22 protein-coding genes and 1 riboswitch are annotated in these 25,530 nt (G+C 57.8%); of the genes, 11 read left to right on the plus strand and 11 right to left on the minus strand.

Annotated elements, in window-relative coordinates:
* Window positions 1–182 precede the first annotated feature (182 nt).
* Window positions 183–1,064 (plus strand): LysR family transcriptional regulator, encoded by an 882-nt coding sequence (locus tag FIU93_RS22910; RefSeq protein WP_152506880.1) that lies wholly within the window; start codon window positions 183–185, stop codon window positions 1,062–1,064.
* Between the two features lie 27 nt (window positions 1,065–1,091).
* Here FIU93_RS22910 and FIU93_RS22915 read toward each other — a convergent pair whose 3' ends face one another.
* From FIU93_RS22915 to FIU93_RS22935, 5 genes are all read right to left on the minus strand, one after another.
* Window positions 1,092–1,697, minus strand: coding sequence for a thiamine phosphate synthase (locus FIU93_RS22915; RefSeq protein WP_152506881.1), 606 nt, complete (start codon window positions 1,695–1,697; stop codon window positions 1,092–1,094).
* Window positions 1,694–2,467 (minus strand): thiazole synthase, encoded by a 774-nt coding sequence (locus FIU93_RS22920; protein WP_152506882.1) that lies wholly within the window; start codon window positions 2,465–2,467, stop codon window positions 1,694–1,696. Before FIU93_RS22920 ends, FIU93_RS22915 begins: the two co-directional genes overlap by 4 nt.
* 5 nt (window positions 2,468–2,472) lie before the next feature.
* Window positions 2,473–2,670, minus strand: a complete 198-nt coding sequence (gene thiS / locus FIU93_RS22925) for a sulfur carrier protein ThiS (RefSeq protein ID WP_152506883.1) — start codon at window positions 2,668–2,670, stop codon at window positions 2,473–2,475.
* Window positions 2,654–3,631, minus strand: a complete 978-nt coding sequence (thiO, locus tag FIU93_RS22930) for a glycine oxidase ThiO (protein ID WP_152506884.1) — start codon at window positions 3,629–3,631, stop codon at window positions 2,654–2,656. Before thiO ends, thiS begins: the two co-directional genes overlap by 17 nt.
* A gap of 161 nt (window positions 3,632–3,792) precedes the next feature.
* A riboswitch (TPP riboswitch) is annotated at window positions 3,793–3,913 on the minus strand.
* 47 nt (window positions 3,914–3,960) lie between these two features.
* Window positions 3,961–4,485, minus strand: coding sequence for a DNA topology modulation protein FlaR (locus tag FIU93_RS22935; RefSeq protein WP_209010210.1), 525 nt, complete (start codon window positions 4,483–4,485; stop codon window positions 3,961–3,963).
* Between the two features lie 146 nt (window positions 4,486–4,631).
* On the opposite strand from FIU93_RS22935, the gene FIU93_RS22940 reads away from it, so the two are divergent.
* Window positions 4,632–5,567, plus strand: coding sequence for a pirin family protein (locus FIU93_RS22940; protein ID WP_031270780.1), 936 nt, complete (start codon window positions 4,632–4,634; stop codon window positions 5,565–5,567).
* On the opposite strand, the gene FIU93_RS22945 is transcribed toward FIU93_RS22940, so the two are convergent.
* A complete protein-coding gene (locus tag FIU93_RS22945; RefSeq protein ID WP_152506886.1) occupies window positions 5,536–6,378 on the minus strand; it encodes a DUF6030 family protein in 843 nt (280 codons plus the stop codon). The genes FIU93_RS22940 and FIU93_RS22945 overlap by 32 nt on opposite strands.
* A 300-nt stretch (window positions 6,379–6,678) precedes the next feature.
* Here FIU93_RS22945 and FIU93_RS22950 point away from each other — a divergent pair, with 300 nt between their 5' ends.
* On the plus strand, window positions 6,679–7,386 hold the full coding sequence (locus FIU93_RS22950; RefSeq protein WP_023004089.1) for a class II aldolase/adducin family protein: 708 nt from the start codon (window positions 6,679–6,681) through the stop codon (window positions 7,384–7,386).
* Between the two features lie 2 nt (window positions 7,387–7,388).
* Window positions 7,389–8,282: an ROK family protein gene (locus FIU93_RS22955; protein WP_152506887.1), complete on the plus strand. Its 894-nt coding sequence runs from the start codon at window positions 7,389–7,391 to the stop codon at window positions 8,280–8,282.
* Window positions 8,283–8,355: 73 nt separating this feature from the next.
* Here the strand turns inward: FIU93_RS22955 and FIU93_RS22960 are convergent, their stop codons facing one another.
* Window positions 8,356–9,507: a DMT family transporter gene (locus tag FIU93_RS22960; RefSeq protein ID WP_209010211.1), complete on the minus strand. Its 1,152-nt coding sequence runs from the start codon at window positions 9,505–9,507 to the stop codon at window positions 8,356–8,358.
* 94 nt (window positions 9,508–9,601) lie between these two features.
* Here FIU93_RS22960 and FIU93_RS22965 point away from each other — a divergent pair, with 94 nt between their 5' ends.
* Both FIU93_RS22965 and FIU93_RS22970 read left to right on the plus strand, forming a co-directional pair.
* The gene (locus tag FIU93_RS22965) at window positions 9,602–10,180 is read left to right on the plus strand and encodes a MarR family winged helix-turn-helix transcriptional regulator (RefSeq protein WP_023014493.1); all 579 of its coding nucleotides are present in this window, start codon (window positions 9,602–9,604) and stop codon (window positions 10,178–10,180) included.
* 150 nt (window positions 10,181–10,330) lie between these two features.
* A complete protein-coding gene (locus FIU93_RS22970; RefSeq protein WP_152506888.1) occupies window positions 10,331–11,095 on the plus strand; it encodes an FKBP-type peptidyl-prolyl cis-trans isomerase in 765 nt (254 codons plus the stop codon).
* 67 nt (window positions 11,096–11,162) lie between these two features.
* Here the strand turns inward: FIU93_RS22970 and sthA are convergent, their stop codons facing one another.
* Window positions 11,163–12,563 carry a Si-specific NAD(P)(+) transhydrogenase gene (gene sthA / locus FIU93_RS22975; RefSeq protein WP_023004084.1) on the minus strand — a complete coding sequence of 467 codons (1,401 nt, stop codon included), beginning with the start codon at window positions 12,561–12,563 and terminating at the stop codon, window positions 11,163–11,165.
* 413 nt (window positions 12,564–12,976) lie between these two features.
* Here sthA and FIU93_RS22980 point away from each other — a divergent pair, with 413 nt between their 5' ends.
* The 5 genes from FIU93_RS22980 (at window position 12,977) to FIU93_RS23000 (ending at window position 18,709) form a co-directional block, all read left to right on the plus strand.
* Window positions 12,977–13,828 (plus strand): transporter substrate-binding domain-containing protein, encoded by an 852-nt coding sequence (locus FIU93_RS22980; RefSeq protein WP_173017390.1) that lies wholly within the window; start codon window positions 12,977–12,979, stop codon window positions 13,826–13,828.
* Between the two features lie 234 nt (window positions 13,829–14,062).
* Complete coding sequence (locus FIU93_RS22985) at window positions 14,063–16,249, plus strand: anthranilate synthase component I (protein ID WP_152506890.1); 2,187 nt, start codon at window positions 14,063–14,065, stop codon at window positions 16,247–16,249.
* Window positions 16,250–16,555: 306 nt separating this feature from the next.
* On the plus strand, window positions 16,556–16,894 hold the full coding sequence (locus FIU93_RS22990; protein ID WP_023004080.1) for a hypothetical protein: 339 nt from the start codon (window positions 16,556–16,558) through the stop codon (window positions 16,892–16,894).
* Window positions 16,895–17,031: 137 nt separating this feature from the next.
* Window positions 17,032–17,556: a TerB family tellurite resistance protein gene (locus FIU93_RS22995; RefSeq protein ID WP_023004079.1), complete on the plus strand. Its 525-nt coding sequence runs from the start codon at window positions 17,032–17,034 to the stop codon at window positions 17,554–17,556.
* Window positions 17,557–17,860: 304 nt separating this feature from the next.
* Complete coding sequence (locus FIU93_RS23000) at window positions 17,861–18,709, plus strand: hypothetical protein (protein ID WP_152507680.1); 849 nt, start codon at window positions 17,861–17,863, stop codon at window positions 18,707–18,709.
* Between the two features lie 9 nt (window positions 18,710–18,718).
* Here the strand turns inward: FIU93_RS23000 and amt are convergent, their stop codons facing one another.
* The 3 genes from amt to ilvD all read right to left on the minus strand — a co-directional run bounded on the left by amt (window position 18,719) and on the right by ilvD (window position 25,432).
* Complete coding sequence (amt, locus tag FIU93_RS23005; RefSeq protein WP_209010212.1) at window positions 18,719–21,913, minus strand: ammonium transporter; 3,195 nt, start codon at window positions 21,911–21,913, stop codon at window positions 18,719–18,721.
* A 361-nt stretch (window positions 21,914–22,274) separates the two neighbouring features.
* Complete coding sequence (locus FIU93_RS23010) at window positions 22,275–23,366, minus strand: metal-dependent hydrolase (RefSeq protein ID WP_152506891.1); 1,092 nt, start codon at window positions 23,364–23,366, stop codon at window positions 22,275–22,277.
* A gap of 221 nt (window positions 23,367–23,587) precedes the next feature.
* Window positions 23,588–25,432 (minus strand): dihydroxy-acid dehydratase, encoded by a 1,845-nt coding sequence (gene ilvD / locus FIU93_RS23015; protein ID WP_031270774.1) that lies wholly within the window; start codon window positions 25,430–25,432, stop codon window positions 23,588–23,590.
* Between the last annotated feature and the right edge of the window lie 98 nt (window positions 25,433–25,530).

Raw genomic sequence — 25,530 nt, forward strand, 5'->3', positions numbered from 1 at the left:
CGTCTGAGACAAACGATAGGTCCAATCCCCCTCGGTTGTCATCCCGGCTGAAACTCTACCAAAAGCCGGTGTGCAGCAAGGCGTGAACTCACCACCATGAACGCGGCGGCATCGTGCCTGGTATCTGACATCAGCTGAAAAACAAACCGGAGCGGGCTGGTCATCGCGGAAAGAAAATCGACATGAACTGGGACGACATCCGCATCTTTCTCGCGATCGCTCGAACAGGACAAATCCTGGCGGCAGCGCGCCGTCTCGGCCTCAACCACGCCACGGTGGCGCGCAGGCTGACGAGCCTCGAAGACAGCATCGGCACACGCCTCTTTGACAGATCAACATCCGGCTGCCTTCTGACGGAAGCCGGCAGCCGCTTCTTTGACCGGGCAGAACGGATCGAAGCCGAGGCGGTGGCAGCGGAAGCCGACCTGACAAACAATACGCCGGAAATTTCCGGAACCGTTCGCATCGGTGCGCCCGATGGTTTCGGTGTCGCGTATCTTGCGCCCCGGCTTGGCAAGCTCACGGAAAAACATCCCGGACTGACGGTGCAGCTCGTTCCCGTGCCCCGCTCCTTCTCGCTCTCCCGCCGTGAAGCTGATATCGCCGTGACAATAGACAGGCCGGAAACAGGCAGGCTGGTTGCCGGCAAGCTCGTCGACTATTCGCTCGGCCTTTATGCGTCAAAAACCTATCTGGAAAGCCGGGGAGCGCCTGCCTCCGCAAGCAATCTGATCGACCACGATCTTATTGGCTACGTGGAGGACCTGCTCTATTCGCCATCGCTGAACTATGGCACCGAGATCCTGAAAGACTGGACCGCGCGATTTGAAATCGCCTCCGCACTTGGCCAGACCGAAGCAGTCAGGTCCGGCGCCGGTATCGGCATTCTTCACGATTTTATCGCGCGCGACAATGCGGACCTGGTCGCCGTTCTCCCGGAGATAAAGCTTCACCGGGCCTACTGGATGGTGACACATGAAAGTTCGCGCCCTCTCCGCCATGTCGCCGCGGCACAGGACTTTCTGCGCGATCAAGTCGCGCGCGATAAGGCGATATTCGTTTAGCCAGGCCGAAGGCGAAACGCACTCCACCTACCGCCAGGGATCTGTCGCCATTATCCATTCCCTGGTGCGCGCTTCCGGATCGGCATTCCGGGTGATGTCAGTGACAACGGCTGCGATATCTGCGCCGTTCTCGAACACACCCGGCAGACGCTCCGGATTGAGGCCGCCAATAGCAACAAGCGGCAATTCGCCGATCTGCCGCTTCCACCGACCAACCTTTTCAACGCCTTGGGGCGCCCATTTCATTTCTTTCAGGATCGTTGGATAGACAGGCCCCAGCGCGACATAGTCGGGCTCGACAGAAAGAGCGGTTTCCAGTTCCTCACCGTCATGGGTCGAAACGCCAAGTTTCAGACCCGCCTTGTGAATGGCCGCGACATCGGCGTCAGCAAGGTCTTCCTGACCAAGATGGACAAAGTCGCAGTCCAGTTCAATCGCAAGCTGCCAATAGTCGTTCACGACAAGTTGGCAGCCGTGCTTTTCGCAAGCGCTCTTGGATGCTGCGATTTCCTTGCGCAGGACTTCGTCGCTCGCGTCCTTGATGCGCAGTTGAACCAGTTTGACGCCAAGCGGAACCAGCCGCTCGATCCAGTCGGAACTGTCGACGATGAGGTAAAAGGGATCGAGCTTCATTCAAACACCGCCATTCCGAGAACCGGGGTAGAAGGAACCGCCATGTCGCGAGGTTCCAGGGGTTGGGCTTCATAGGCCAGGCGACCGGCCTCAATTGCAACTGCAAAGGCTTTGGCCATTGCGACAGGGTCTCCGGCCTTTGCGACAGCCGTATTCAGCAGTACCGCATCGAAACCGAGTTCCAGAACAGCAGCCGCATGGGACGGTCTGCCAAGACCGGCATCCACAACAAGTGGGATGCCTTTGAAGTGACTGCGATAAGCACGAAGGGCATCCGGATTGACCGGCCCTTTCGCCGAACCGATTGGCGCACACCAGGGCATCAACACCTGACACCCCGCGTCAAGCAACCGTTCGCCGACGACAATATCGTCCGTCGTATAGGGAAACACCTTGAAGCCGTCATCGCTCAGGATACGTGCGGCTTCAACTAGGCCAAAGACATCCGGCTGCAGGCTGTCGTGATGACCGATTACTTCCAGCTTGATCCAGTCGGTTCCAAAAAGGTCGCGTGCCATTTTTGCGGTGGTGACGGCTTCCTTCACCGAATGACATCCGGCAGTGTTGGGCAGCACCTTGACGTTCAGTTCCCGGATCAGGTCCCAGAACCGGCCGCCTCCGCCACTTCCTGCCGTTTCGCGCCGAAGGGACACCGTCAGAATTTCAGCCCCGGATACCTTCACCGTGTCCGACAGAATTTGGGGAGATGGGTACTGGGCAGTTCCAAGCAGGAAACGCGACGCAACGCTTTCGCCATAAACTTCAAACATGGGCGTCATCCTCCCTGCATCGGCGACAGGATCTCGATACGGTCGCCAGCTTGAAGGACGCAAGCGCTTCGTTCTTCAGCACAAACCAGATCGCCGTTGCGCGCCGTTGCAAGAAACTCATGGTCATAGGCAAGTTCGTCCAGAAGCGCAGCTAGCGTCGCGCTGACAACTTCCTTAGGTTCGCCGTTAATGGTTAGCTTCAAGGGACATCTCCTGAAGGTGTTGCACGATCCTGCCTGCCGCCTCCATGGCAAAATGCGGAGCAAGCAGGAAGCCGTGCCGGTAGAATCCGTTCATTGACAACGTGTTGCCGGTAAACGTGAGACGAGGAAGATTGTTTGGATATGCCGGACGGATGCCCACCCCGGTTTCGATGATCTTTGCCTCGGCAAATCCCGGATGCAGGCTGTAGGCGGCATTTAGAAGTTCCATGGTGGACCGAACACTGACCGCTCCCTGGTCACCGCTTTCGATCATGGTTGCCCCGACCATGAAAACACCGTTGTCACGAGGCACGACATAGACCGGGATGCGCGGGTGCATAAAACGCACCGGCCGCGAAAGCGAGACATCCGGCGCGTGGAGGATCAGCATTTCACCGCGTACGGGACGCAAGTGCGGATCCGGCGAGGCCATGCCGGTACAATCGGCGACAATATCGGTCGCCGCGGTGAAGTGCTGCGCCTCTAACCTCACCTTGGCACCGCTTTCAGACACCTTTGCCCGCAATGCCGTGAGGGCCTGCCGCGGATCGAGATGGGCTTCCCCGGCAAAATGGAGCCCCTTTGCAAATCGGCCTGCGAGGTCCGGTTCGAGTGCGCCCAGCGCGTCAGCATCGAGCCAGGCAAAGCCGCTGGTTCGAGAAGCAAAGCGACTTAACTCGCCGGTATCGCGCGGCGCGGCAACAACCAGCGTGCCATTGTGCGAAACCTGTCCCGGCAGGACCTTGCTCCACCAGCCAATGGAGGCTTGCCCGAGCCGCAGAACATCTTCCTCGGCACTTTCCCGCTCACACCATGGCGCCAACATGCCGCCTGCGAGCCAGGAGGCACTGGCGGTGAGATCCTTGTGTTTTTCCAGCAGCTCCACCCGCACACCGCGCGAGACAAGCTCATGTGCCAGTGCTAAACCGGCGACACCCGCCCCTTTGATACAGACCTTCATTCCGCCTCTCCTGCCAGGATGGACGTCAGTCGTTCGACATCACGGAATGTCTGATAGCCCGCTTGCATTCAACGGATCTCCGTAAGGACCGGAAAAGGTCGCGCATTTCGGACATTCGGCTTGGAAAGGTGGCCGGGGTGGAGCATTGCCGTGGCGAACGCAGTTGGCCGAGAACACCTTCCCTTCGCCAGCATGACCTGGATCAGGTTCGTCGGGTCCCTGCACTGCGCAAGTGCGCCAGCAGTATCTCAGCCTCTTCTGGAGGCACCCCGGGTGAGCCCCTGTTGTGCCGCCCGTCAGGCGCACCTGTCAAGAGACAGGATGAGCCTTCATCCTTGTTGCCAGGGTCGCGCCAGAAAGTCGTCGATTTCGGCAAGGGTGCTGAACCGATAGACTTTCAGATGGTCCGGAGGTTCGCGGTAGATGTGCTCCAGCTTGGCTCTGGCGGAGTGTCTCGTTCGCCAGATGAACCTCAGGAATTCAACAGTTTGCCAGTTGAACTGCTCCGGGCAGCCCTCGGCCAGATCCGGACGGCTTTGCCCATTGTATTTCACCGACCGTTTCAGCACTCGAAATATGCGGCACGTCACCGGGACATCGAGCCAGATGAAAGTGTCGGCACGTTCGAGACGTTCCGCATAGGTGCTTGAATGACCGCCCTCGAAGATCCACACATCCTTCAGATGGACCTCATGCGTCAGCCGGTCTTTCTCTGCCCGCGTCCGCTCGCTCCAACCGGAGCGGTAGTGGATCTTGTCCATATGATAGACCGGCAGTCCGGTTTTCCGCCCAAGGGCAACGGCAAGCGTGCTTTTGCCCGAGCCCGGGCCGCCAACGATCATCACGCGTTTCATGTCGCACCAAACAAAAGCAAGGAAGGGCCGGTCGTTATACAGATTGTACAGGGGATGAAAACCCGAAACAGACTGTTCAATGGACACTTCGGCTTCGCAGGCCCTATCTAGTTTGCAAGACAGAATGTTCTTTGATGGAGAGGCAGATGAGCTGGTTGAATTGCCCTGATCCCGTACCTGGAAATGCTGCAAGCTGTGACCCGATTGAAACGATCATCGTACCGCGGACATCCGACCTCGGCGGATTTTCGGTAAGACGTGCCTTGCCGTCTGCCAGGCGGCGGATGGTTGGCCCGTTTATCTTCTTCGACCAGATGGGCCCGGCAGAGCTTTTGGTCGGCGGCGGTATCGACGTGCGCCCGCATCCTCACATCGGGTTGGCGACAGTTACCTATCTCTTCGAAGGAGAGATGTATCATCGTGACAGCCTTGGAACGGAGATTGCGATTGCCCCCGGTGCTCTGAACTGGATGAGCGCCGGCAAGGGCATCGTGCATTCCGAACGTGAGAGGCCGGAACGCCTGCAGGAAAAACGTCCCCTGTTCGGCCTGCAGAGCTGGGTGGCCCTGCCTAAACATCTGGAAGAGACAGACCCGACCTTCCAGCACCACGGCACAGAAGAACAGCCGGAATTTGCCGACAAGGGCGCTTCAGTCAAACTTATCGCGGGCGAGCTTTATGGCCACAAGGCACCGGTAAAGACAGCGTCCGACATGTTCTATGCCGATATCACGCTGGAACCGGGAGCGAAGATCCCGCTGGATGCCGGATGGGAAGAGCGCGGCCTTTACACGGTCTCGGGCCAGATCACCATCGCCGGCCAGAATTTCGATCCGGCCCAGCTGCTGGTGTTCAAACCGGGTGATCATCTGGTGATCGAAAACACGTCTCCCGTGCCGGCTCGTTTCGTAGTGCTTGGCGGCGAACCGATGGACGGCCGGCGTTATATCTGGTGGAACTTTGTGTCTTCATCGAAAGAGCGCATCGAGCAGGCCAAGGAAGACTGGCGTCTTGGCCGTTTCGATACGGTACCCGGCGATGCGGAAGAGTTCATTCCCTTGCCTGACCGTCCGGGGCCCTGACACTCCAGCCGCTTTCCAGTGGCGGTGCTTTTTCAAACCTGTCGGCGGGCCGGATAAGGTCCGGCTCGCCAAAGTCCAGAATGATGTTGAGCCGTTGGCTTGCCAGCGGGTCCCCCGTCAGATTTGGATCTTCCGGCGAAACCGACAGCCGCACGCCCCTGTGGGTCGTCTCCAGTTGCCTGAACCCGGAAACCGCCTCGCGAAACACTTCCGGAACCGTCCAGCCATACCGAAGCGACAGGGCGTCGATCACCAGCCAGACCGCATCAAGGCCGATCTGCATCTGGCGCGGATCTTCCACCACCAGCTTCAGCCGCAGATAATCGATGCTTTTTTCCGATGGGCCGCGCAGCAGAAAGAAAAGAGTTGTCGAACCGTAGTCGACGCTGGGTGTGGTCAAGGGCACCAGGTCGGATGCACATTGCCAGCGGCCTTCACTGAAAGGTGCCCGGCTCCAGCCGGGATTTCCGAGCCCCAGAGACCGTAATTCGTCGCATAGCTGATCCGGCTGGCCCAGGAAGCTGCGTTTCAGCTCCGCGGACAGTTCCGGTTCCGGAGCCAGCAGCACCTGCTTGGCCGGAGACTGCAGGGAAGAAAGCGGATCAGGCATCAAGGGGGCGGTTGCAACGCTTTCCTCACTTCCTTGCCCGGCCAGGTGAAGGAACAGGCCGCCAACGGCGAAACCGGCAGCCAGCAACGCCAGGGTTCCCCAGATGTAGTACGGCGTCACCTGAGCACGTTTACGAGATCTGGACGCGCGGGTTGGCAGGCCGGGCCTCCTGGGCTCGCCTCCTTCAGACAGAGTTTCCATGTCCGGCTCGGCCCAGCGCGGGCCCTTGGAACGGTGCCCCGGCCTCGACCTGGAATGCGCTCCCCTACCCGTCCGGTCTGCCGACATTGCAGCCGATCCAAGCAAATGCCTGAGCTTGTCTGCGAAACCTGCCATTCAGTCCCTTAACACCGCGATCCTCAACCGAGTGGTCAAGGGCACGGGATTTATCAAACCAATACCTTGAAAAGGCAACCGGATACCTGTCATGTAAGCGCCGCTTCCACGGTCGCGCAGCCAAACGTAACGCTCGCACCCGAACCAGAACCAAAGAGGCCCCGAATGCCCACCTTTCCAGGTGACACACCTGACCTGCGCCGTGCGATCATCGAGACAGCCCGTGCCTTGCCTCGTCTCGGACTGACCAAAGGCACCTCAGGAAATGTCAGTGCACGCACCGAATCCGGTTTTTTGGTGACGCCGTCGGGAACGCCTTACGAAAATCTGACTGAAGACAAGATTGTCGCGCTGGACTGGGAGGGCTGCTACCGGGGCGAGACACTACCGTCTTCCGAATGGCGGATGCATCTCGACTTCTATCTGGCGAAGCCGGATTGCGGCGCGGTGGTGCATTGCCATAGTCCTCGCGCGACCGCCCTGTCCTGTCACCGGCGCGGTATTCCTGCATTTCACTATATGGTGGCGCTTGCCGGTGGCGACCGTATCGAATGCGCCCATTACGCCACCTTCGGCACCCGCGGATTGTCCGAGGCAATGATTTCAGCACTTGGCGACAGAAACGCCTGCCTGCTTGCAAATCATGGGCAGATCGCCGGTGGAGCAACCTTGCAGAAGGCGCTGTCGACCGCGGAAGGCGTGGAAGATCTGGCAGACCAGTATCTATCAGCCCTGATCCTGGGTGAACCTGTGATACTGGATGCGGAGGAAATGACCGTAATCTTGAAAAAATTCAAAACCTACGGAAAACAAACAAGCGAACTTGAAGACGGCCAGACAGCTGCCTTCGAACTGCCAAGACGGATGGACTGAAAATGCGGCTGGGAATTGACTGGGGTGGAACCAAGATCGAAATCATCGCTCTTTCCAACGAGGGCGAGGAACTGTTCCGGCAACGGGTCGACACACCCAGGGACGACTATGAAGGTTGTCTGGAAGCAGTCCGTTTTCTGGTCGAGGCGGCCGAAAAGGCAACTGGACAGACGGGAACGCTCGGTCTTGGAATTCCCGGTTCGCTTTCCCCCAAGACAGGCCTGGTCAAGAACGCCAATTCCACCTGGATGAACGGCAAGCCCCTGGACCAGGACCTGCAGAAGGTTCTTGGCCGCCCGGTGCGTATCCAGAATGACGCAAACTGTCTCGCTGTTTCCGAAGCGACCGATGGCGCAGGTGCTGGAGCGCATATCGTTCACGCTATCATCATCGGCACAGGCAGCGGCTCGGGCATTGCCATCGACGCGAAAGCCCATCTTGGTGCCAACGGCATCGGTGGCGAATGGGGAGCGATCACCGTGCCCTGGCTAAAGCCGGAGGAGTATCCGGGTCCCGACAGCTGGATCGGCCACAAGGGCGCCATCGATCGCTGGTGTTCGGGAACGGGTTTTCAGCTCGACTACAAGGACAGGACGGGAACGCTGCTGAAAGGCCATGAGATCATGGCGCTGAAACGCTCCGGCGACGCGGTGGCAACTGCCGTCTACGAGGCTTATGTCAGCCGTCTTGCCCGTGCGCTTGCAATGTCGGCTAATCTGCTCGATCCGGACGTATTCGTCCTGGGTGGCGGCATGTCGAATATCGACGAACTTTATGCCGACCTTCCGCCCGCGATGACGCCTTACATTTTCTCCGATACCTTCGAGACACCGATCCGCAAGGCTATGCACGGCGACAGCTCTGGTGTGCGGGGAGCAGCCTGGCTCTGGGGGTGAGAAATCACCTGAAACCCAAAGACGACAAACCGATCCCGCGAGTTGCGGGATCGGTTCTTAGGGTATGGCAAGACTAGCCTGACTTTTTCGCTCCAGCGCCGCGCCCTTTACTGACGAGCACAATCCCTGCCCCCACAGCTGCGACGGCCGCCAGTTTCGCCAAGTTTGGCACTTCACCAAAGGCGAGATATCCAAGGCCAAGACCAATCACCGCGGCAACGGAGCCTATCTGGCTGAGATAGACAGGCCCGGCTGTGTGCTGCAGGCGAAAATACAGCCCGTACTGAAAAGCGAATATCGTTATTTGGGCTGCCAGCAGGCCAGTGGCCTCCAGTGACCAGGTGCCGGGCACAACGGGGATACCGGCCATGGCAGTAAATAATCCGAGTGCCGCAAACCCGACCAGCATCATGCCGAGAGCAAGATTGACCGGTCGCGCGCCTGCTGGCCACTTCACCGTGCGAAAAATGTTACCGGAAGCCAGGAATACAGGGATCGACAGAGCAAACATCGCCCACCAGGAGGCATCCACGGAAAGCTGACGGCCAGACGCTGCCAGCAAGATGCCACCAGCCAGACCGAACAGAACGCCAACCCCACGCAGAACCTGAAACTTCTCCAAGCGTAACAGAACAGCAAATCCATAAGTCAGAACCAGCGGAAAAGCGTAGCTCAGGGAGACAAACCCCGCCCCGACCTTTGGCGCAGCAACCACTGCGATCATGTTCGGGGCAATGAACAGGAGACCGCTGACCAGCAGGTAGAAGGCAAACTGGCCCCGGCTGACACCTGTGTCCCCTTTGGCGGTGATACTTCCTCCGGCTGCAATCCTGCTAATAACGAACAAACCCGTAGCACCGCCAAGGATGGACCATTGCAACAAGGCCAGAGGATGCCACCCGGTCATGGGGGCGGCCTTGGCAATCACCGTGGATACGGCGAGAAAACCACCGACAATCAACAACAGCACCAACGGCTGATCCAAAGGACTTTCACGCCTTTCGCCGGAAAGAGAAGCTTGTTGCTGCAGGGAAGCCGCACTTGCGGATGTTCCTAATCTGGTCGTGTCCACCATGGGACTGTCCTTCCTCACAATTTGGCGCTGGCTTGATGCTGCACCGTTGCCAAAACAGATAACGCATTTTATCTCGATTTCAAGATACTTAATTTCAAGATTCTTGACATCAGTTGACAGAACCACCCGAAACAGCGAGTATCGGAACAACAAAAACAGTCGATATGTCAGCTAGTTACGCAACCTCTTGTTCCCTTGTAAAAAAGTGCGTCATCTGACTGGAAATGATCTGGAGTTTCCGACCATGACCACCCGGTCAAGCGACACCAAGAAGCCATCGGATCACCTGTTCGGAGATCCGGAAGACCTGCTAATCGACCGTGCGGAGCGCGCGCGCAGGCAATGGCAAAGGGAAATACCCGAGATCGCAGAGCAGTTGTCGCCAATGGTTCTGCTTGGTCGATTGAACGAAGCGTCTCAGGTGATGGGCCGCGACTATCTTGCCCCTGCCTACGCGGATATCGGACTGAAGACGGGTGAATTCGATGTTCTGGCGACCCTCGTGCGGTCCGGCCCCCCCTACAAGCTGACACCGACGGAATTGTACCGGACCACGATGATGAGCTCGGGCGGCATGACGGCCCGGGTCGATAAACTGGAGAAAGCAGGTCTGGTTGAACGCTGCCCGCATCCAGATGACAGGCGGGCACTCACCGTTTGCCTGACCCCAAAGGGACTGGACCTGATAAAGGGGCAAATGCCCGACTACATTGCAAAACAGCAGCAGGCGGTGAGCGGGTTAAGCGAAAAAGAACAACAGCAATTGTCAGACCTTCTGGAAAAGCTCATTCGCTCCGTCAACGATCCTCTTGGCAAGACCTGACTGGCGCATACGCTAGCCAGGCGCCTCTGGTCTGGAAACCACAAGCCGCCCCGGACTTGTGACTTACCGTCACTGTGATGGAAACCCGGATTGTTTTCCTGTTCCAGATGACCAATTCTTGTCCGTAACAACACACCGGGACAACACATCATGCTCAAATGGGTTACGCGCATTCTCGCCATCATGCTTTTCGTCCTGCCGGCACAGGCGCAGGAAGAGCTGCAGATCCGGGATATTGAAAAAGGAACCGGCGAAGAAGCAAACGTCGGTGAAACGGTGGTGGTGCACTACACCGGCTGGCTGATGGACGGCACGAAGTTCGATTCCAGCGTCGACCGAGGCACGCCATTTTCGTTCACGCTGGGAGAGCGGCGCGTTATTCCCGGTTGGGAAAAAGGCGTCGAGGGCATGCAGGTCGGCGGCAAGCGCGAGCTGATCATTCCGCCGGACATGGCTTACGGGTCCCAAGGCGCAGGCGGGATCATTCCGCCGGATGCAACATTGAAATTCGAAATCGAACTGCTTGAGGTCAAGGCGAAGAAATTCTCTGATATCGACAACGGCACCCTGAAGGCAAAGCTCGCCTCGGGCACCACGGTCATTGATATCCGGCGTCCTGACGAGTGGAAGCAAACCGGCGTCATTCCGGGCAGCCACCTGGTTACGTTCTTCAATGACAGTGGCCAGGTGAACCCTGCCTTCGGCAGCGAACTTCAGAAGTTGGTTTCCGGCCCCTCGGACGAAGTGGTGTTAATCTGCCAGACAGGGCAACGAAGCCAGGCTCTGTCAGAATATCTCGCCGGACAGGCCGGCTTCACAAACGTGGTCAACGTCGAAAAGGGAATTGCACACTGGATCGAAGATGGCGGCGAAGTCACTCAGGCAGCCTTGCCGGAGAATTGCTGGCTCTGCTGAGTTCGGATCATCCGCCTTATTCCAGTTGATCTGCAAGAGCTCGTCAGACAAGGCCGCCACCGCTGGTTCAGTGATCCAGTGGCGGCATACGGTTCCAGGCATCGAGCGCGGCGATCTTGTAGGCCTCGGCCAGTGTCGGGTAATTGAAGGTATTTTCGACGAAATACTCCAGCGTACCACGCAGATTGAGAACGGCCTGACCGATGTGAACCAGTTCGGTCGCGCCCTCGCCCACAATATGACATCCCAGAAGCCGGCGGGTCTTGAGCGAGAAGATCATCTTCAGCATGCCGGTATCAAGACCCATGATGTGGCCGCGTGACGTTTCGCGGAAACGGGCAACGCCGCACTCGTAGGGAATGCCGCGTTCCTTGATCTCCTCCTCGGTCATGCCGACGGTCGAAATTTCCGGAACCGCATAGATGCCATAGGGAAAATACTCTGGCGGATCGTAGGCCTTTTCTCCCAAGGCCTGGCAGGCTGCGATGCGCCCCTGCTCCATGGATGTCGAGGCAAGGCTCGGAAAACCGATGACATCTCCAGCCGCATAGATATGCGGCACGTCGGTCTGGAAAGTCATCGGATCGACCTTCAGACGACCACGGTGGTCCACTTCCAGGCCGCAGCTTTGCAGGTTCAGGTTCGGGGTCGCGCCCATGCGCCCTGCCGCAAACAGGATGACGTTGGACCGGACACTACGGCCGCCTTCCAGCGTGATTTCACATTCTGCGGGACCGTGTTTTTCGATCTTCTGGACCTTTGCCCCGAAGCGCAGCGCAATTCCGCGGTCTCGGAGCTGATGCGTGAAATCGGCAACGAGCTCCTTGTCCAGGAAGTCGAGCATCGTTTCGCGCGGCTCGATCAGTGTCACGTGTACATCGAGCGCGGAAAATATCGAGGCATATTCGACACCGATAACACCTGCGCCGATGACAGCGACCGACCGGGGCAATTCGCCAAGCTCGAGGATCTCGTCGCTATCGAGAACATATTCTCCATCAAAGGGAACATAGTCGGGGCGGAAGGGCTTGGTGCCGACGGCGATGATGAACTTGTCCGAGGTGATGAAATGAACTTCCCCGGCATCGCCCTCCACTTCGATCTTGTGCGGCTCGATGAACCTTGCCTCGCCCCGGATCGTATCGACCTTGTTTCTGGCAAACTGGTGCTCCAGAACCTCGACCTCATGATTGAGGGTGATGTGCAACCGCGCACGAAGGTCCGCCGCCGTCAGGTCTTCCTTCACCCGGTAGGAGCGACCGTAGAAGCCTCGTTCGCGCCATCCGGTCAGGTTGAGCACGGTCTCACGCAAAGTCTTGGAAGGAATGGTCCCGGTGTGCACCGAAACGCCGCCGACCCGCCGTCCGCGTTCCACCACCAGAACATTGTATCCGAATTTTGCCGCCTGGATCGCCGCCCGGCGCCCGGCCGGTCCGCTGCCGATCACAACCAGATCGTAGTGTTCCATGTGCCCCTCACTGCCAGTTTTCTGTCAGCCACTCGGCCTCCGTTCGTGCGGAGGCACCTTGTTGAAAATCGCTGCACTGCAAAAACAGCATCTTGGCGGAAGGGTCAAGAAGGCAAGCGGAAAATGAAGGTTTTCCGAGAGCTTTGGTGGAGAAGCCGGTCCTGACCAGAACTTGTATCCAGGTTGCAAGACAAACACGGTCGGTCGTCTATATACTCGCCATCGATGAGATTCTCGGTCTCTGCCGAGCCATTCCCCTCACATTTCATGCGACCTTTCAGGAAGCTGAAGTTCGAGAGCGAAACGTAAATATGAAGGACCTTCACGACAGCCAGGCGTGAACGGGTTTCCCAACACTGAAAGGGTCGACCACCGAAATGGGATCATCGCCTTCCCAGACGGCGTGCCGGGCAATGGCATTGCTTGAACGTATTACAGTCAGGCTGCCGCATGCGTTGGTTCTATTCAGTGCGATGCTGCTGTCGCCGATCGATAACGCGAAGGCGGAACAATCCGGCCAATGCCCGATGCATGAAGAGATCGTTCTTGCAGCGGAAGATGCCTTTTTTCCCTATTCAGGCCTTCATGAGGGAGAGCTACGCGGATTTGCAGTGGATCTAGTAACCGCCGCCTTGAGCGCAAAACACTGCGACGTCACGCTTCACGTCATGCCGTACAACAGGTGCATACGTGAGGTCGCGCAGGGCAGACAGCTTGGCTGCTTCGACACCACCGGCTCGGATGAAAACAAGCGCAATTTCATTTTTCACCAGACACCGCTCTTTTTCGGAAAGATCCTGGTCTACAGCCATCCGGACAACACGGCGAAATTTCATCCCGATTTCCTGAAAGACAAGACCTTCTCCGTGGTCAGAGGGTACACCTACACCGACGCCTTCGATGCCGACGAGACGATCTCGAAGGTTGAAGTGGATTCCGATCTGCAGACACTTGCGCTGGTAGCGAAGAGGCGAACCGACTACGCCGTCGCTTACGAAAAGGTTGCCGACTTTCACATCAACAACAGTCAGGATCTCATTTCCCCAGCCCCCAAGGCTGTCCACGAACTCGCAAGGTTCGGTCTCTTCGTGTCGTTTTCCAAATTGACGCCCGAGCGCTCAAGCGCGGTAGCAGCCCTTCTCGATGAGGGACTGCACGCCATACAGGAGAATGGGACTTATAATGATATCGATGCAGCCTGGGACGAATGGCTGAAGCACGGTCTGAAGGATGGGCGCCCCGCGCCGCACTGGAAAAGCCGGTAAAACGTCAGGTAGTCTTTTTTCATTGCCATCCAGAAGCGTATAATCTATCCCTCTTGCCATGAACATGAACCTGAAAGCAGCTTGGTGGTGGCGTCGCGCGAAATAGGCGGCCAGCGATCAGTCATGCTCTGAAGGGATCGAGTATCAAACCAAAGGCCGCCGCGGGACACCGCTGGCGGCCTTGGTTCTTTATAAGGCCGTCACAAAGGCAGCCACCAGAACGGGACCAGAGACATGCCGGTGCTGGCAGACCAGACCTATGAAACCGATTGCGGGATCACCATCCTGCGCACATCGCGCCCTTCCGACTACGAAACCGGAACGTCGGAATGGATCGACCGGCTGGATGCCGAAATGGGGGCGGTCCTTTCCTCCTCCTATGAATATCCCGGACGGTATACTCGCTGGGACATGGCGCTGGTGAACCCGCCCCTGGTGATGGAAGCAACGGACAGAAACGTCGAGATCCGTGCTCTGAACGACCGCGGCGGCCTGCTGCTGCCGGCAATTGCCGAAGTGCTGAAAAAACATGACGATGTGGACACGTTCAATGCCGACACCGGCAAGATCCAGCTAACGGTCAAGCGGCCCGACCGGTTGTTCAACGAGGAAGAACGCTCACGCCAGCCGTCTACCTTTTCGATCATCCGTGCCCTGAAGGACATGTTCGCCTGTGGCGATGACCAGCTCGGGCTTTACGGCGCTTTCGGCTATGACGTTGCCTTTCAGTTCGAGCCCATCGAACAGAAGCTCGACCGACCGGACGACCAGCGCGACGTCGTCCTGTTTCTGCCGGATGAGATCCTGATCGTCGATCACCACGGCAAACGCGCCTACGTGCTGGAATATGATTTTGTTGTCGGTGGCCGTACCACCAAGGGAATGGAGCGGACGGGAGCCAAGCAGCAATATACGCCGGCGAACCGCGACCCGGGCCGCGGCGATCATGAACCTGGCGAATATGCAAAGCTCGTCGAAAAGGCCAAGGACTACTTCCGCCGGGGTGATCTGTTCGAGACCGTGCCCGGCCAGACCTTCTACGAGCCCTGCGCCAATCCACCGTCCGCCGTTTCGCGGCGCCTCGCCCAGATCAACCCTTCCCCCTATTCATTCTTCTTCAATCTCGGCAACCAAGAATATCTCGTCGGCGCTTCGCCGGAAATGTACGTGCGGGTCACCGGTGGTCGCCGGGTGGAAACCTGCCCGATTTCCGGAACGATCCGGCGCGGCAAGAACGCCATTGAAGACGAAGCCCAGATCCGCAAGCTGCTGAACTCTGCCAAGGACGAAGCGGAACTGACCATGTGTTCCGATGTCGACCGCAACGACAAGAGCCGCGTCTGCGTTCCCGGCTCCGTTCGGGTGATCGGGCGGCGGCAGATCGAAATGTACTCCCGCCTGATCCATACGGTGGACCACATAGAAGGCATCCTGCGCGAAGACATGGATGCGCTCGACGCTTTTCTCTCCCACACCTGGGCGGTGACCGTGACAGGCGCGCCCAAACGCTGGGCCATGCAGTTTATCGAAGACCACGAAAAGTCCCCACGCGCCTGGTATGGCGGCGCAATTGGTGCCGTGCTCTTTAATGGAGACATGAACACCGGCCTGACGTTGCGCACCGTGCGCATCACGGATGGCACAGCCCAGATCCGTGCCGGCGCGACCCTGCTGTACGACAGTGTTCCGGAAGACGAGGAAGCGGAAACCGAACTGAAGGCGGAAGCCATGCGGGCAGCCGTTCGCGAGGCCGGTCTTGCCGTCAACGCGCAGGAGAAGCGCGAGGACCGGAAACCCGGCAAAGGTATGAAGATCCTGCTGGTCGATCACGAAGACAGTTTCGTGCACACGCTTGCCAACTATTTCCGCCAGACCGGCGCAGATGTCGTTACCTACCGAACCCCTGTGGCAGACCACGTCTTTCACGACGTCAATCCGGATCTGGTGGTCCTGTCTCCCGGCCCAGGCAATCCCAAGGACTTCGACTGTTCCGCCACCATCGGCCGAGCTCGCGCGCGCGCCTTGCCTATTTTCGGTGTCTGCCTCGGGCTGCAGGCGCTCTCCGAATACTTCGGGGCTGAACTGGGCCAGCTTGACGTACCGATGCACGGCAAGCCTTCGCCGATTTCCGTTTCCGGAAACTCGTTGCTGTTTGAAGGCCTCAACGCCCCGGTGGTCGTCGGCCGCTACCACTCGCTTTACGCCAAACGGGAAACGGTGCCGGCAGATATCCGCGTGACTGCGGAAACCGACGACGGGATCGTGATGGCGATAGAACACGAGAAAGAAGCGATCGCGGCGGTGCAATTCCATCCGGAGTCGATCATGTCTCTGGATCAGGATGCCGGCCACAAGATTATAGAAAACGTGGTTACACGCCTTGTTGCGTCAAAAGACCAACAGGTGGCAGCAGCATCCTGATTTGCGAGCGCCATCGCAATGTCAGCTCTCTCCAAACGTTGAAATCCCGAACGGCGCCGTTGATGGCGCCGTTTCACTTTTTCCATTCAACGTCTTGTTTCTCAATACCGTTTACCCACGCGCGCGAATGGTGCCGGCCCATTTCGTTCCTGAAACTTGATGTTCCTCATCTGAAAATTTCGTGACTAAAAAATCAGGAACGATACCGGGTGTCATTGCATTTTCTCCCCGACCGCCTCAACGGCACGGACCTCAAGTCCCGTCTCAGTCAGTTGCAGGTGTCTCACGAAGCAAAGGAGAAAACCAATGCTTACCCTTAAGAAGACAATCGTTCCGCTCATGAGCGCATTCATCGCCTCGACGGCAATGGTCAGCTTCGCACAGGCGGAAGACCCTTGCGGCAGCGACGGAAGTGGCGACAAGCCAATCGTTGCATGTCCTGAAGCAAACGCAGCAGCTGCGGCTGACGCACCGGTTGATGCCCCCAAAGCAATGGTGGGCGATCTTGACGGTGACGAACCGTTGACCGCCGAACAGCAGGTTGAAGGCCGTGTTGAAAACCACGCTTCAACCAAAATGGACCTGGACGGCAATCAGGCAACCAACCAGCCGCTCATGGACAAGACCGACGGCAACGATTCCTAATTGAGCCGTCGAAAAACAGTCGCGCCGAACCGGCGCGGCTTTTTTTCTTTCAACTCCCGGCACCATCGTGATTTTTGTCACGATTTTTCCCGCAACCTGAGGTAAAGCTGACGCAGTTTTTTTGAAGGAGATTTTCCTTGCATATTCTGCTTGCAGCTCTTGGCATTTTAGCCGCTGGCGCTTTTTGGATCTATCGAGTTCGCAGGGTCGCCGACAACACCAGGGTGGTGCTTGATGCTGCTCAAGACATCAAGGCAGCCGCGCGGCGTTTCGGTTTCAGGACACGAGCAAACCAACACCCGGCGGAAGGTGTCGATGACCCTCGTGTTTCGGCTGCAGCTCTGCTGGTCCTCGTCGCCGAAACCGATGGCGGCATTTCCAGAGCCGAACAGGATATGATCCTGGAACAGCTTCAGTCGGTGTTTGCAATGCCTGCCGGTGAAGTGGAGGAACTGTTCCAGTTTGCCAAATGGCTCGCCAACCAGAGCAGCAATCCGGACGACATGATCCGGCGCCTCATCAAACGTACTGTAAATCTTGGCGGTCGCGACACTCTGCCAGATTTGATCCGCATGGTCAGTGCGGTGGGAAAGGCCGACACCGGAACCCTTACAGACGACACCCAACAAGTGATCGAGCGTCTCAAACAACTGAATGCCTGAGATCTAATTTTACGTTACGTAACTTTAGTATCGAAAGATAAGTTCTGCATCTTCGTTTCGCATGTTTCAGCATGATTTGAAGACTGCTTTGCCAAAAGAAAGTTGATTAACAGATTACAACAGAGTTCTATAGATATACGCAGTCTGGTTTATTCAGCCTTCACTGTTGAAAAGTATAAATACCAAATCCTGTCAAAACAGGTTTCAGGGAGACATGATGGCCGTAAGCGTACCAGAGGCAAGGAAACGCCGGGTTCGGTCGTGGGGTGACGCATGCCGCTGCCTCGTGGCGGCAGCCATTGTGATGTTTCCCTTTTATGGTCAACCTTCCGCTGCCGAAGACGGCGCGTCGTTGAAGAACCACATCCTCGGTCTTGGAACCTGCCCTCCCTGGAACCCGCAATCGGTCGAAATCTGCCGTTACAGTGTGGACAAGGTGATGTCCTCACTGGCCCCAAGGCTCGACGCCGGGCCAGACCGGCAACACTTGCTTGTCAACGAGGGCGCCAGTGCTGCGGCTCTCAAACTCAAGGCAACCGAACTTGCCAACAAGCTCGGACCTGAAGACCGGCTGGTGATCTATGCCAACTTGCCACTTGGTATTGTCGAGCAAACCGGCACTGGTGACCAAACCAACTATGCGCTGGAGCTCTGGGCCAGTGCCAAGCCCGAGACAACGCTTCAGGCGATCAGCGACGGAACCTGGATGTCTGCTTCCGCATTTGCGGCACTGATCCACGCCATTCCTGCTGGCGAAGTCATTTTGATACTCGACACCAACAATCCTCAGGCGTTCGACCTTGGCCTTCTTGAACATCATGCGGTCGATAACAAGAACAGGCCGGAAGCGTTGGTCATTTCCTCTGGTCCAGGCCAGTCAGCCAATTATTCCGCAGACCGCACGATATCGCTGTTCGGAAAGCATCTCGCTGTCGCATTGCACGCTGGCGAAGGCACGCTGCAAGACATAGTGACGACGGCTGTCAACGGCACCCGGCAGGCGGCCATTCCCATCTGCGCGGAACTCAAGGAAAAGCGCGGCGAGACAACCGAACCGCAGCCCGACTGCACCCAGGTGCCGGAAATACACGATCCCGATGCCCTGCTGAACAGGACCGTGCTTCTGCCACTGTCGGAATCCAACGTGAACTGAAGCAGGCGTCTAGCTGGCCAGGTTCTTCTGGTTGGCCGCTTCAAACACCTGCAGCCCGCCGAACTTCAGCCGATCGAGTGCCTCACTCACGTCTTCCGGGATACTCCGGACAAGTTTGGACGTTGGTGCGGGCATTCCGATCAGATAACCCTGAGCTTCGTGACATCCGCGCTGTGCCAACAGGCAGAGCTTTTCCGTGTCTTCCACGCCTTCGGCGACGACGCGCATCTTGAGAGCCTTGCCGAGCCTGACCACCGTTTCGATGATCGCCAATGAACCGTAATTGCGCTGTGCTTCGGAAACGAAGGACCGGTCGATCTTGATGCAATCGAAGGGAAAGCGGCTCAGGTAGCTGAGGGACGAATAACCGACGCCGAAATCGTCCAGCGCTATTTTCACCCCGATTTCCTTCAGGCGTGTCAGCACCGCCAATGCTCTGGCGTCGTCTTCAATCAGGGTGTTTTCGGTGATTTCCAGTTCGATCCGCTCAGCCGGAACACCTGACGTTTCGATGGCTCTGCGAACGTCATCTACAAAATCCCGATCACGGAACTGAACCGGGCTGACGTTGATGCTGATGCTGGCAGTCGTAATTGTCGAGGAGGCTATCCTCAAGGCTTCAGCCAACACATACTTGCCGATCGGAACGATCTGTCCGGAAGCCTCCGCGACGGGAATGAACTCGGCAGGACTGACAAGCCCACGCTCCGGATGGTTCCAGCGGATGAGCGCTTCATAGCTGACGATACGTGCGGATGCCAGGCACATGCGCGGCTGGAAAAACAACTCGAATTCGCCCGCCGAGAGTGCCGTATTCATGTCCTTTTCCAAGGCCCTGCGCTGGCGGACTTCATCCCCCATGCCCGGCTGGAAGACACAATAGGTATGCCGTCCGCCGTTCTTGGCATTGTAAAGCGCGATGTCGGCATTGGAGATGACCTGGTCTTCGGCGTCGTATCCGGTCATCAGCGCAACACCGATGCTTGCTCCCGGTTTCAGTATTAGCCCGTGGCCACAGTCGATCGGCTCCGACAGGGACTTGACCAGACGCATGGCCATATCCTCTGCCTGATTGGCGAATTGGATGCCGTTCTGGATGATCGCAAACTCATCGCCGCCGAGGCGTGAAACCGTATCACCGTGGCGGCACGAGTGGCGCAAACGCTCTGCGGTGACCCGGATGACGATGTCACCGACCGGGTGACCGTGCAGATCGTTGATATCCTTGAAGCGGTCCAGATCTATGATCAGAAGGGCTGCCGACATACCATGCTGCTTGCACTTGCCGATGGTCTGTTTGAGCTCGGCATTGAAGACGGCGCGATTGGGCAGGTCCGTCAACGGATCGTGCTGGGCAAGGTGCAGGATCTGTGCCTCAGCCTTCTTGCGCTCCCTCAGGTCAACCAGAGCGGAGACGCGGGTCGGAATGCCGCGATAGGAAATGACACGGGTGCGGATCTCGACGGGCACACGCTCACCAGAGCGGTTGATCAGAGTGACTTCCCTCGGTTCCTTTTCCGCCTTGACCAGATGCTCCTCGAGCGTGCCGGCGAGTTCATTGTCGACAAACTCGTATAGTCCGCGCATCTCGAGTTCGTCGATCGGATAGCCGATGAGATCCTCGAAGGTCTTGTTACCGTCCAGGATCCGTCCGTCGACCGAAATGACGATTGCATCGAATGTGGCGTTGGCAAGGGCCGACAGGCGTTCAGCCTCTTCGCGCGTCCGCTTGGCATCTGCGGCACGATTGTGAGCCTGTTCCTCGTTCTGAACGGTATCCATGAGCGCATTGAACAGACGCGTCAGGCGCTCTGAATCATCGCCCTTGGCAACTTCCAGCCTCATCGAGAGGTCCGCCTTGCCGGCAATCAGGCGATCAAGGGCATCTTCCACATGTCCGATACCAAGCCGCGTGCCGTGCTCCGCCTCGTTGAGGCCAAGATCCTCGCTTGCAAGGTCGAGCCGGATCGGCTGCATCTTGTTCAAGACGGACAGCACGAGCCAACCGGACCCGAAACTCCAGACAAAGCAGGCAAGCGCTCCGGTGAACTGGACCAGAAACTGCGGTAGATGAGCTCCCAGCGGCAACTGGTCTGCTGGTGCCAGAAGCGCCAGGCCCAGCGTACCGGCAACGCCTGAAAATCCATGTACGCTGATTGCGCCGACGGGATCGTCAATCTTCAGGACACGTTCCAAAAGGACCGCACCGAAAATGGCAACGGCACCACCGGCAGCGCCGATCACCAATGCACCGACCGGGGTCAGAAGATGGCAACCGGCAGTGACGGCAACCAGGCCACCCAATAGCCCCGAGATCGAGTTTTCCGGCAGAATGACCTTGTCTTTCTGACGGCCAAGAAGATACCCCGCCCCGGTGCCAGCCGCGGCGGCAAGAACGGTGTTGGCAAGGATCATCGGCACATGCCAGGAGGCGGCAAGTGTGGAGCCGCCGTTGAAGCCAAGCCAGCCGACAAAAAGGATCAACGCACCAGACGTTGCAAGAACGGAACTGTGGCCCTGAATGCGATAGGCACGCCCGTCGGCTCCGAAGCGGCCGGATCTCGGCCCCAAGATCACACAGGCAGCCAACGCGATCCATGCGCCCGTGCCATGGACTACCGTTGACCCGGCGAAATCGACAAAGCCGATGTTGGCAAGCATTGCGGTGGCATCTGAAAACAGCGCCTGTCCCCAGGCCCAATGCGCAAACACGGGGTAGATCAGCCCGGCGGTCAACACGGAACACCAAATGTACGCCGAAAGGCGCATGCGTTCAGCCACCGCACCGGAAATGATCGTTGCCGCCGTACCGCAGAACATGACCTGGAAGGCGAAGATGGTCAGTCCCCAGGGATCAAGGTCGGACAGACCGAACAGCCGCGTGTCAAATCCCCCGAACCAGCTTCCGCCGGCGCCGAATGCCAGCGAAAAGCCAAAGACCGCAAAGATCAGAACGGAGACCGCGAGATCGAGTAGGTTCTTCTGGGCAACGTTGATCGAGTTCTTGGAACGGACGAGGCCAGCTTCCAGCAACATGAAGCCAACTTGCATCAGCAAAACCAGCCCGGCTGCAAACAGCACCCAGACCATGTCCAGGCTCTTCTGGAAAGTCGCCAGCTCCATTGTCTGCGCGGCCATTGCCGGTCCCGCCACCAGAATACCGGCACCGCAGAGAACGGATCTAGTGTATGCCGCCCGGCTCATGATGTATTTGCCCCACTGTTCGAAAACACAGGCATGATTTCGCCGAGAGGTTAATTCTGTCTTGCTAATTTTGTCAGGTCTTTTACTGCAAAATGGATGCCCAATTCTTCAGCAAACCCGCCAAAATTCCAACGAGCAAAAATTTCAATTTAAGTAATTGAAATACTTGACCAAAATCCTCTCAACCACGCCAACTCCAACGACGTGCCGGGTATATTCCACCAAAAAACATGCTCAAAATTAAAGCAGCTAACAATCTGTAAAAGTTGAAGAATTTCCGCTGTTACTTGCCAACAGGCGGCTTCACATCAACTCACACAAGCGGATTGCAGGGGCATCTGTTTCAACGACCCTGCAGTATCTAACCGGAAGTCTCACCAGCAAGCGCACATGCCTGCCCGGCAATGGCCTCACCAGTTCCTGCAACAGCTGCCTCCGCCTGGCGCACCGCTACCACACCCTTGAGCCGGGCAGTCAGCCACGTCCAGTCTTGAGGATCCACCCTCACCTCTCCCGTTGCACTACGCGGAGGGATCTCCCGGAAGCCATCGTCCTGGGCCTCGGCAATCGCAAAGCGGAAAACATAGTTCGGGGTCATGCCCATGCGCAGATCGGAAATGACGAGCTTTCCGTCGTCCAGTTCGGCCCTGTAGTAGCCACGGCTGAACCAGTCCAGTTTCCGGAAGGCTTGCGTATCTTCAACGCAGGCAACGAGTTCCGGGTGTCGCGGATGGGTATAGATCTCCGGTGTCCCACCCTCGTCCAGAAGCGAATAATACAGATTGTCGTAGCGGTCTTCCTGAAGGCCGATAACCTTCCAGACGAGAATGTTGAAGGGAGCGGCAATTGCAAAAACCTTGTCCGGAAGAATGCCTTCCTGCCTGAACAGATCCTGCGCCTTCTGCTCGACATGACGCTGAAGGACGACGCTCAGGCCAAGATATCCGGTCGAAACCACCAGCGCAGCCGTCATCCAGGCCTGAAAGCGCCGTGTCCAGTTTTTCCTGAACAGAGCCCAGATCACGACGGCCAGAAGAGGCAGGGTATAGAGCGGATCAATAATAAACACCGACCCGACGCCGACGGGATCCGGATAAAAAGGCCAGAACAGCCGCGTGCCGTAGACCGTCATTGCATCAATGCCTGCATGGGTGGCAAGACACAGGAAGACAGTGAGCCAGGTCAGCCAGCGGCAGTCCCTCAAGCCCTTGAACAGCCTTATCAGCCCCTCGCCCAACAATGGCGCGGCCAATGCATGCACAAAGACCGAGTGGGTCCAGCCGCGATGGTAGACGAAACTGTCGATGGGATCGTCATAGGGGATCAGGACATCCAGGTCCGGCAACGTCCCGAGGACCCCGCCGATAAGAGCAGCCTTTCTGGGGCCAAGTTTTTTGCCAAGGAGTGCTGTGGAGACGGCTGCGCCGAGAACAAACTGGGTAAGAGAATCCATCTACTGCCTTGGATCTGAACCGGAAGATAAGCCGGATATGTGCGGCGGAAGCATGCGAATGGCAAGGGTCTTGGACGAATTGATTTCCCGAACCACCACCTAGCCTTCAGGCTGAAGCGATTGTCTTGCCTTGTCATAACCTTGAAATGACAAACGCCCCGCGGCCTATCGGGCGCAGGGCGTTGCAGTTGCGGTTTGCCAAAATTCAGTTCAGCTCGTCGTCAGTCGACCACCCGGAAGGCGCCCTTGGAAGCGCTGGTGGTCAGTTTGGCGTAGGCGCGAAGTGCCGTTGAAACCTTGCGCTTGCGGATCTCGACCGGCTTCCAGGCCTGATCGCCCTTTGCTTCCATTGCAGCGCGGCGTTCGGCAAAGACTGAATCCGGCAGATCGACCTTCAGAACACGGTTCGGAATATCGATCACGATAGGATCGCCTTCCTCGACCAGTCCGATAGCACCGCCTTCGGCAGCTTCCGGCGAAATGTGGCCAATGGACAGGCCCGAAGAACCACCCGAGAAACGGCCATCAGTGATCAACGCGCAGGCTTTGCCGAGTCCCTTGGATTTCAGGTAGCTGGTCGGATAGAGCATTTCCTGCATGCCCGGACCGCCGCGCGGACCTTCGTAGCGGATCAGCACCACGTCGCCTTCCTTGACCTTGTTGGTCAGGATCGCGGAGACGGCACTGTCCTGGCTCTCGAAGATCCGAGCCGGACCGGAAAACTTCAGGATGCTTTCGTCAACACCGGCAGTCTTCACCACACAGCCATCCTCGGCAATGTTGCCGTAAAGCACGGCGAGGCCACCGTCCTTGCTGTAGGCGTGCTCTGCTTCGCGGATGACACCGGCCTTCCGGTCGATGTCGAGGTCGTCCCAGCGACGCTCCTGGCTGAAGGCAACCTGTGTCGGCACCCCGCCCGGCGCTGCCCGGAAGAAATTGTGTACGCTCTCGGAATTCGTCTGGCGAATATCCCAACGCGAAAGAGCTTCCTTCATCGTCGCGGAATGGACGGTCGGAAGGTCCGTGTGCAGCAACCCTGCCCGGTCCAGTTCGCCGAGAATACCCATGATACCGCCAGCCCGGTGGACGTCTTCCATGTGGATGTTTTCGACCGCGGGCGCGACCTTGCAGAGCACCGGAACCTGTTTCGACAGACGGTCGATGTCATCGATCGTGAAGCCGATTTCACCTTCATGGGACGCTGCCAGAAGGTGCAGGATCGTGTTGGTGGATCCACCCATGGAGATATCGAGGCTCATTGCGTTCTCGAACGCCTTGAAGTTCGCAATGTTCCGCGGCAGCACGCTTTCGTCGTCCTGCTCGTAGTAGCGTTTAGCAAGATCGACGATCAGATGCCCTGCTTCCACGAAAAGCCGTTCGCGATCTGCGTGGGTTGCCAGCGTCGAACCGTTGCCCGGCAAGGCCAGGCCAAGGGCTTCCGTCAGGCAGTTCATGGAGTTCGCCGTGAACATGCCCGAGCAGGAGCCGCATGTCGGGCAGGCATTCTGTTCCATTGTCAGAACGTCTGCATCGGACATCCGGTCGTCGGCAGCGGCAATCATCGCGTCGATCAGGTCGACAGACTTGGCAACGCCATTTTCCAGCACCACCTTGCCGGCTTCCATCGGCCCGCCGGAAACGAAGACAACCGGAATGTTGAGCCGCATGGCAGCGTTCAGCATGCCCGGGGTAATCTTGTCGCAGTTGGAAATACAGACCAGCGCATCTGCGCAATGGCCGTTGACCATGTATTCAACCGCATCGGAAATCACTTCGCGCGAGGGCAGCGAATAGAGCATGCCATCGTGACCCATGGCGATACCGTCATCGACCGCGATGGTGTTGAATTCTTTGGCGACACCGCCAGCCTTTTCCACTTCTCGGGCAACCAGCTGGCCGAGGTCCTTCAGATGGACGTGGCCCGGCACAAACTGTGTGAAGGAGTTGGCGATGGCGATGATCGGCTTGCCGAAGTCGTCGTCCTTCATGCCGGTCGCGCGCCAAAGGCCGCGCGCACCAGCCATGTTGCGGCCGTGAGTGGATGTTCTGGAACGATACGGGGGCATTTTCGTTTCTCCCTACGTGTGCAGGCCTTTGTCCCTCCGGCGCGACGTGCTGCCGGAGCGGATCAGGTTTCCGCGCCCGATTTAGCTCTGATATGGGT

It is taken from the genome of Labrenzia sp. THAF35, assembly GCF_009363595.1.
In the GTDB taxonomy this organism is placed as follows: domain Bacteria; phylum Pseudomonadota; class Alphaproteobacteria; order Rhizobiales; family Stappiaceae; genus Roseibium; species Roseibium algicola.

Coding starts and splice junctions, on each gene's coding strand:
- FIU93_RS22910 (WP_152506880.1), top strand. CDS start 183: ATGAACTGGGACGACATCCGCATCTTTCTCGCGATCGCTCGAACAGGA.
- FIU93_RS22990 (WP_023004080.1), top strand. CDS start 16,556: ATGCTTACCCTTAAGAAGACAATCGTTCCGCTCATGAGCGCATTCATC.
- FIU93_RS22950 (WP_023004089.1), top strand. CDS start 6,679: ATGCCCACCTTTCCAGGTGACACACCTGACCTGCGCCGTGCGATCATC.
- FIU93_RS22920 (WP_152506882.1), bottom strand. CDS start 2,467: ATGTTTGAAGTTTATGGCGAAAGCGTTGCGTCGCGTTTCCTGCTTGGA.
- FIU93_RS22940 (WP_031270780.1), top strand. CDS start 4,632: ATGAGCTGGTTGAATTGCCCTGATCCCGTACCTGGAAATGCTGCAAGC.
- FIU93_RS22935 (WP_209010210.1), bottom strand. CDS start 4,485: ATGAAACGCGTGATGATCGTTGGCGGCCCGGGCTCGGGCAAAAGCACG.
- FIU93_RS23000 (WP_152507680.1), top strand. CDS start 17,861: ATGTTTCCCTTTTATGGTCAACCTTCCGCTGCCGAAGACGGCGCGTCG.
- FIU93_RS22945 (WP_152506886.1), bottom strand. CDS start 6,378: ATGGAAACTCTGTCTGAAGGAGGCGAGCCCAGGAGGCCCGGCCTGCCA.
- FIU93_RS22985 (WP_152506890.1), top strand. CDS start 14,063: ATGCCGGTGCTGGCAGACCAGACCTATGAAACCGATTGCGGGATCACC.
- FIU93_RS22970 (WP_152506888.1), top strand. CDS start 10,331: ATGCTCAAATGGGTTACGCGCATTCTCGCCATCATGCTTTTCGTCCTG.
- FIU93_RS23010 (WP_152506891.1), bottom strand. CDS start 23,366: ATGGATTCTCTTACCCAGTTTGTTCTCGGCGCAGCCGTCTCCACAGCA.
- FIU93_RS22965 (WP_023014493.1), top strand. CDS start 9,602: ATGACCACCCGGTCAAGCGACACCAAGAAGCCATCGGATCACCTGTTC.
- ilvD (WP_031270774.1), bottom strand. CDS start 25,432: ATGCCCCCGTATCGTTCCAGAACATCCACTCACGGCCGCAACATGGCT.
- amt (WP_209010212.1), bottom strand. CDS start 21,913: ATGAGCCGGGCGGCATACACTAGATCCGTTCTCTGCGGTGCCGGTATT.
- FIU93_RS22955 (WP_152506887.1), top strand. CDS start 7,389: ATGCGGCTGGGAATTGACTGGGGTGGAACCAAGATCGAAATCATCGCT.
- FIU93_RS22915 (WP_152506881.1), bottom strand. CDS start 1,697: ATGAAGCTCGATCCCTTTTACCTCATCGTCGACAGTTCCGACTGGATC.
- thiO (WP_152506884.1), bottom strand. CDS start 3,631: ATGAAGGTCTGTATCAAAGGGGCGGGTGTCGCCGGTTTAGCACTGGCA.
- FIU93_RS22980 (WP_173017390.1), top strand. CDS start 12,977: ATGGCATTGCTTGAACGTATTACAGTCAGGCTGCCGCATGCGTTGGTT.
- sthA (WP_023004084.1), bottom strand. CDS start 12,563: ATGGAACACTACGATCTGGTTGTGATCGGCAGCGGACCGGCCGGGCGC.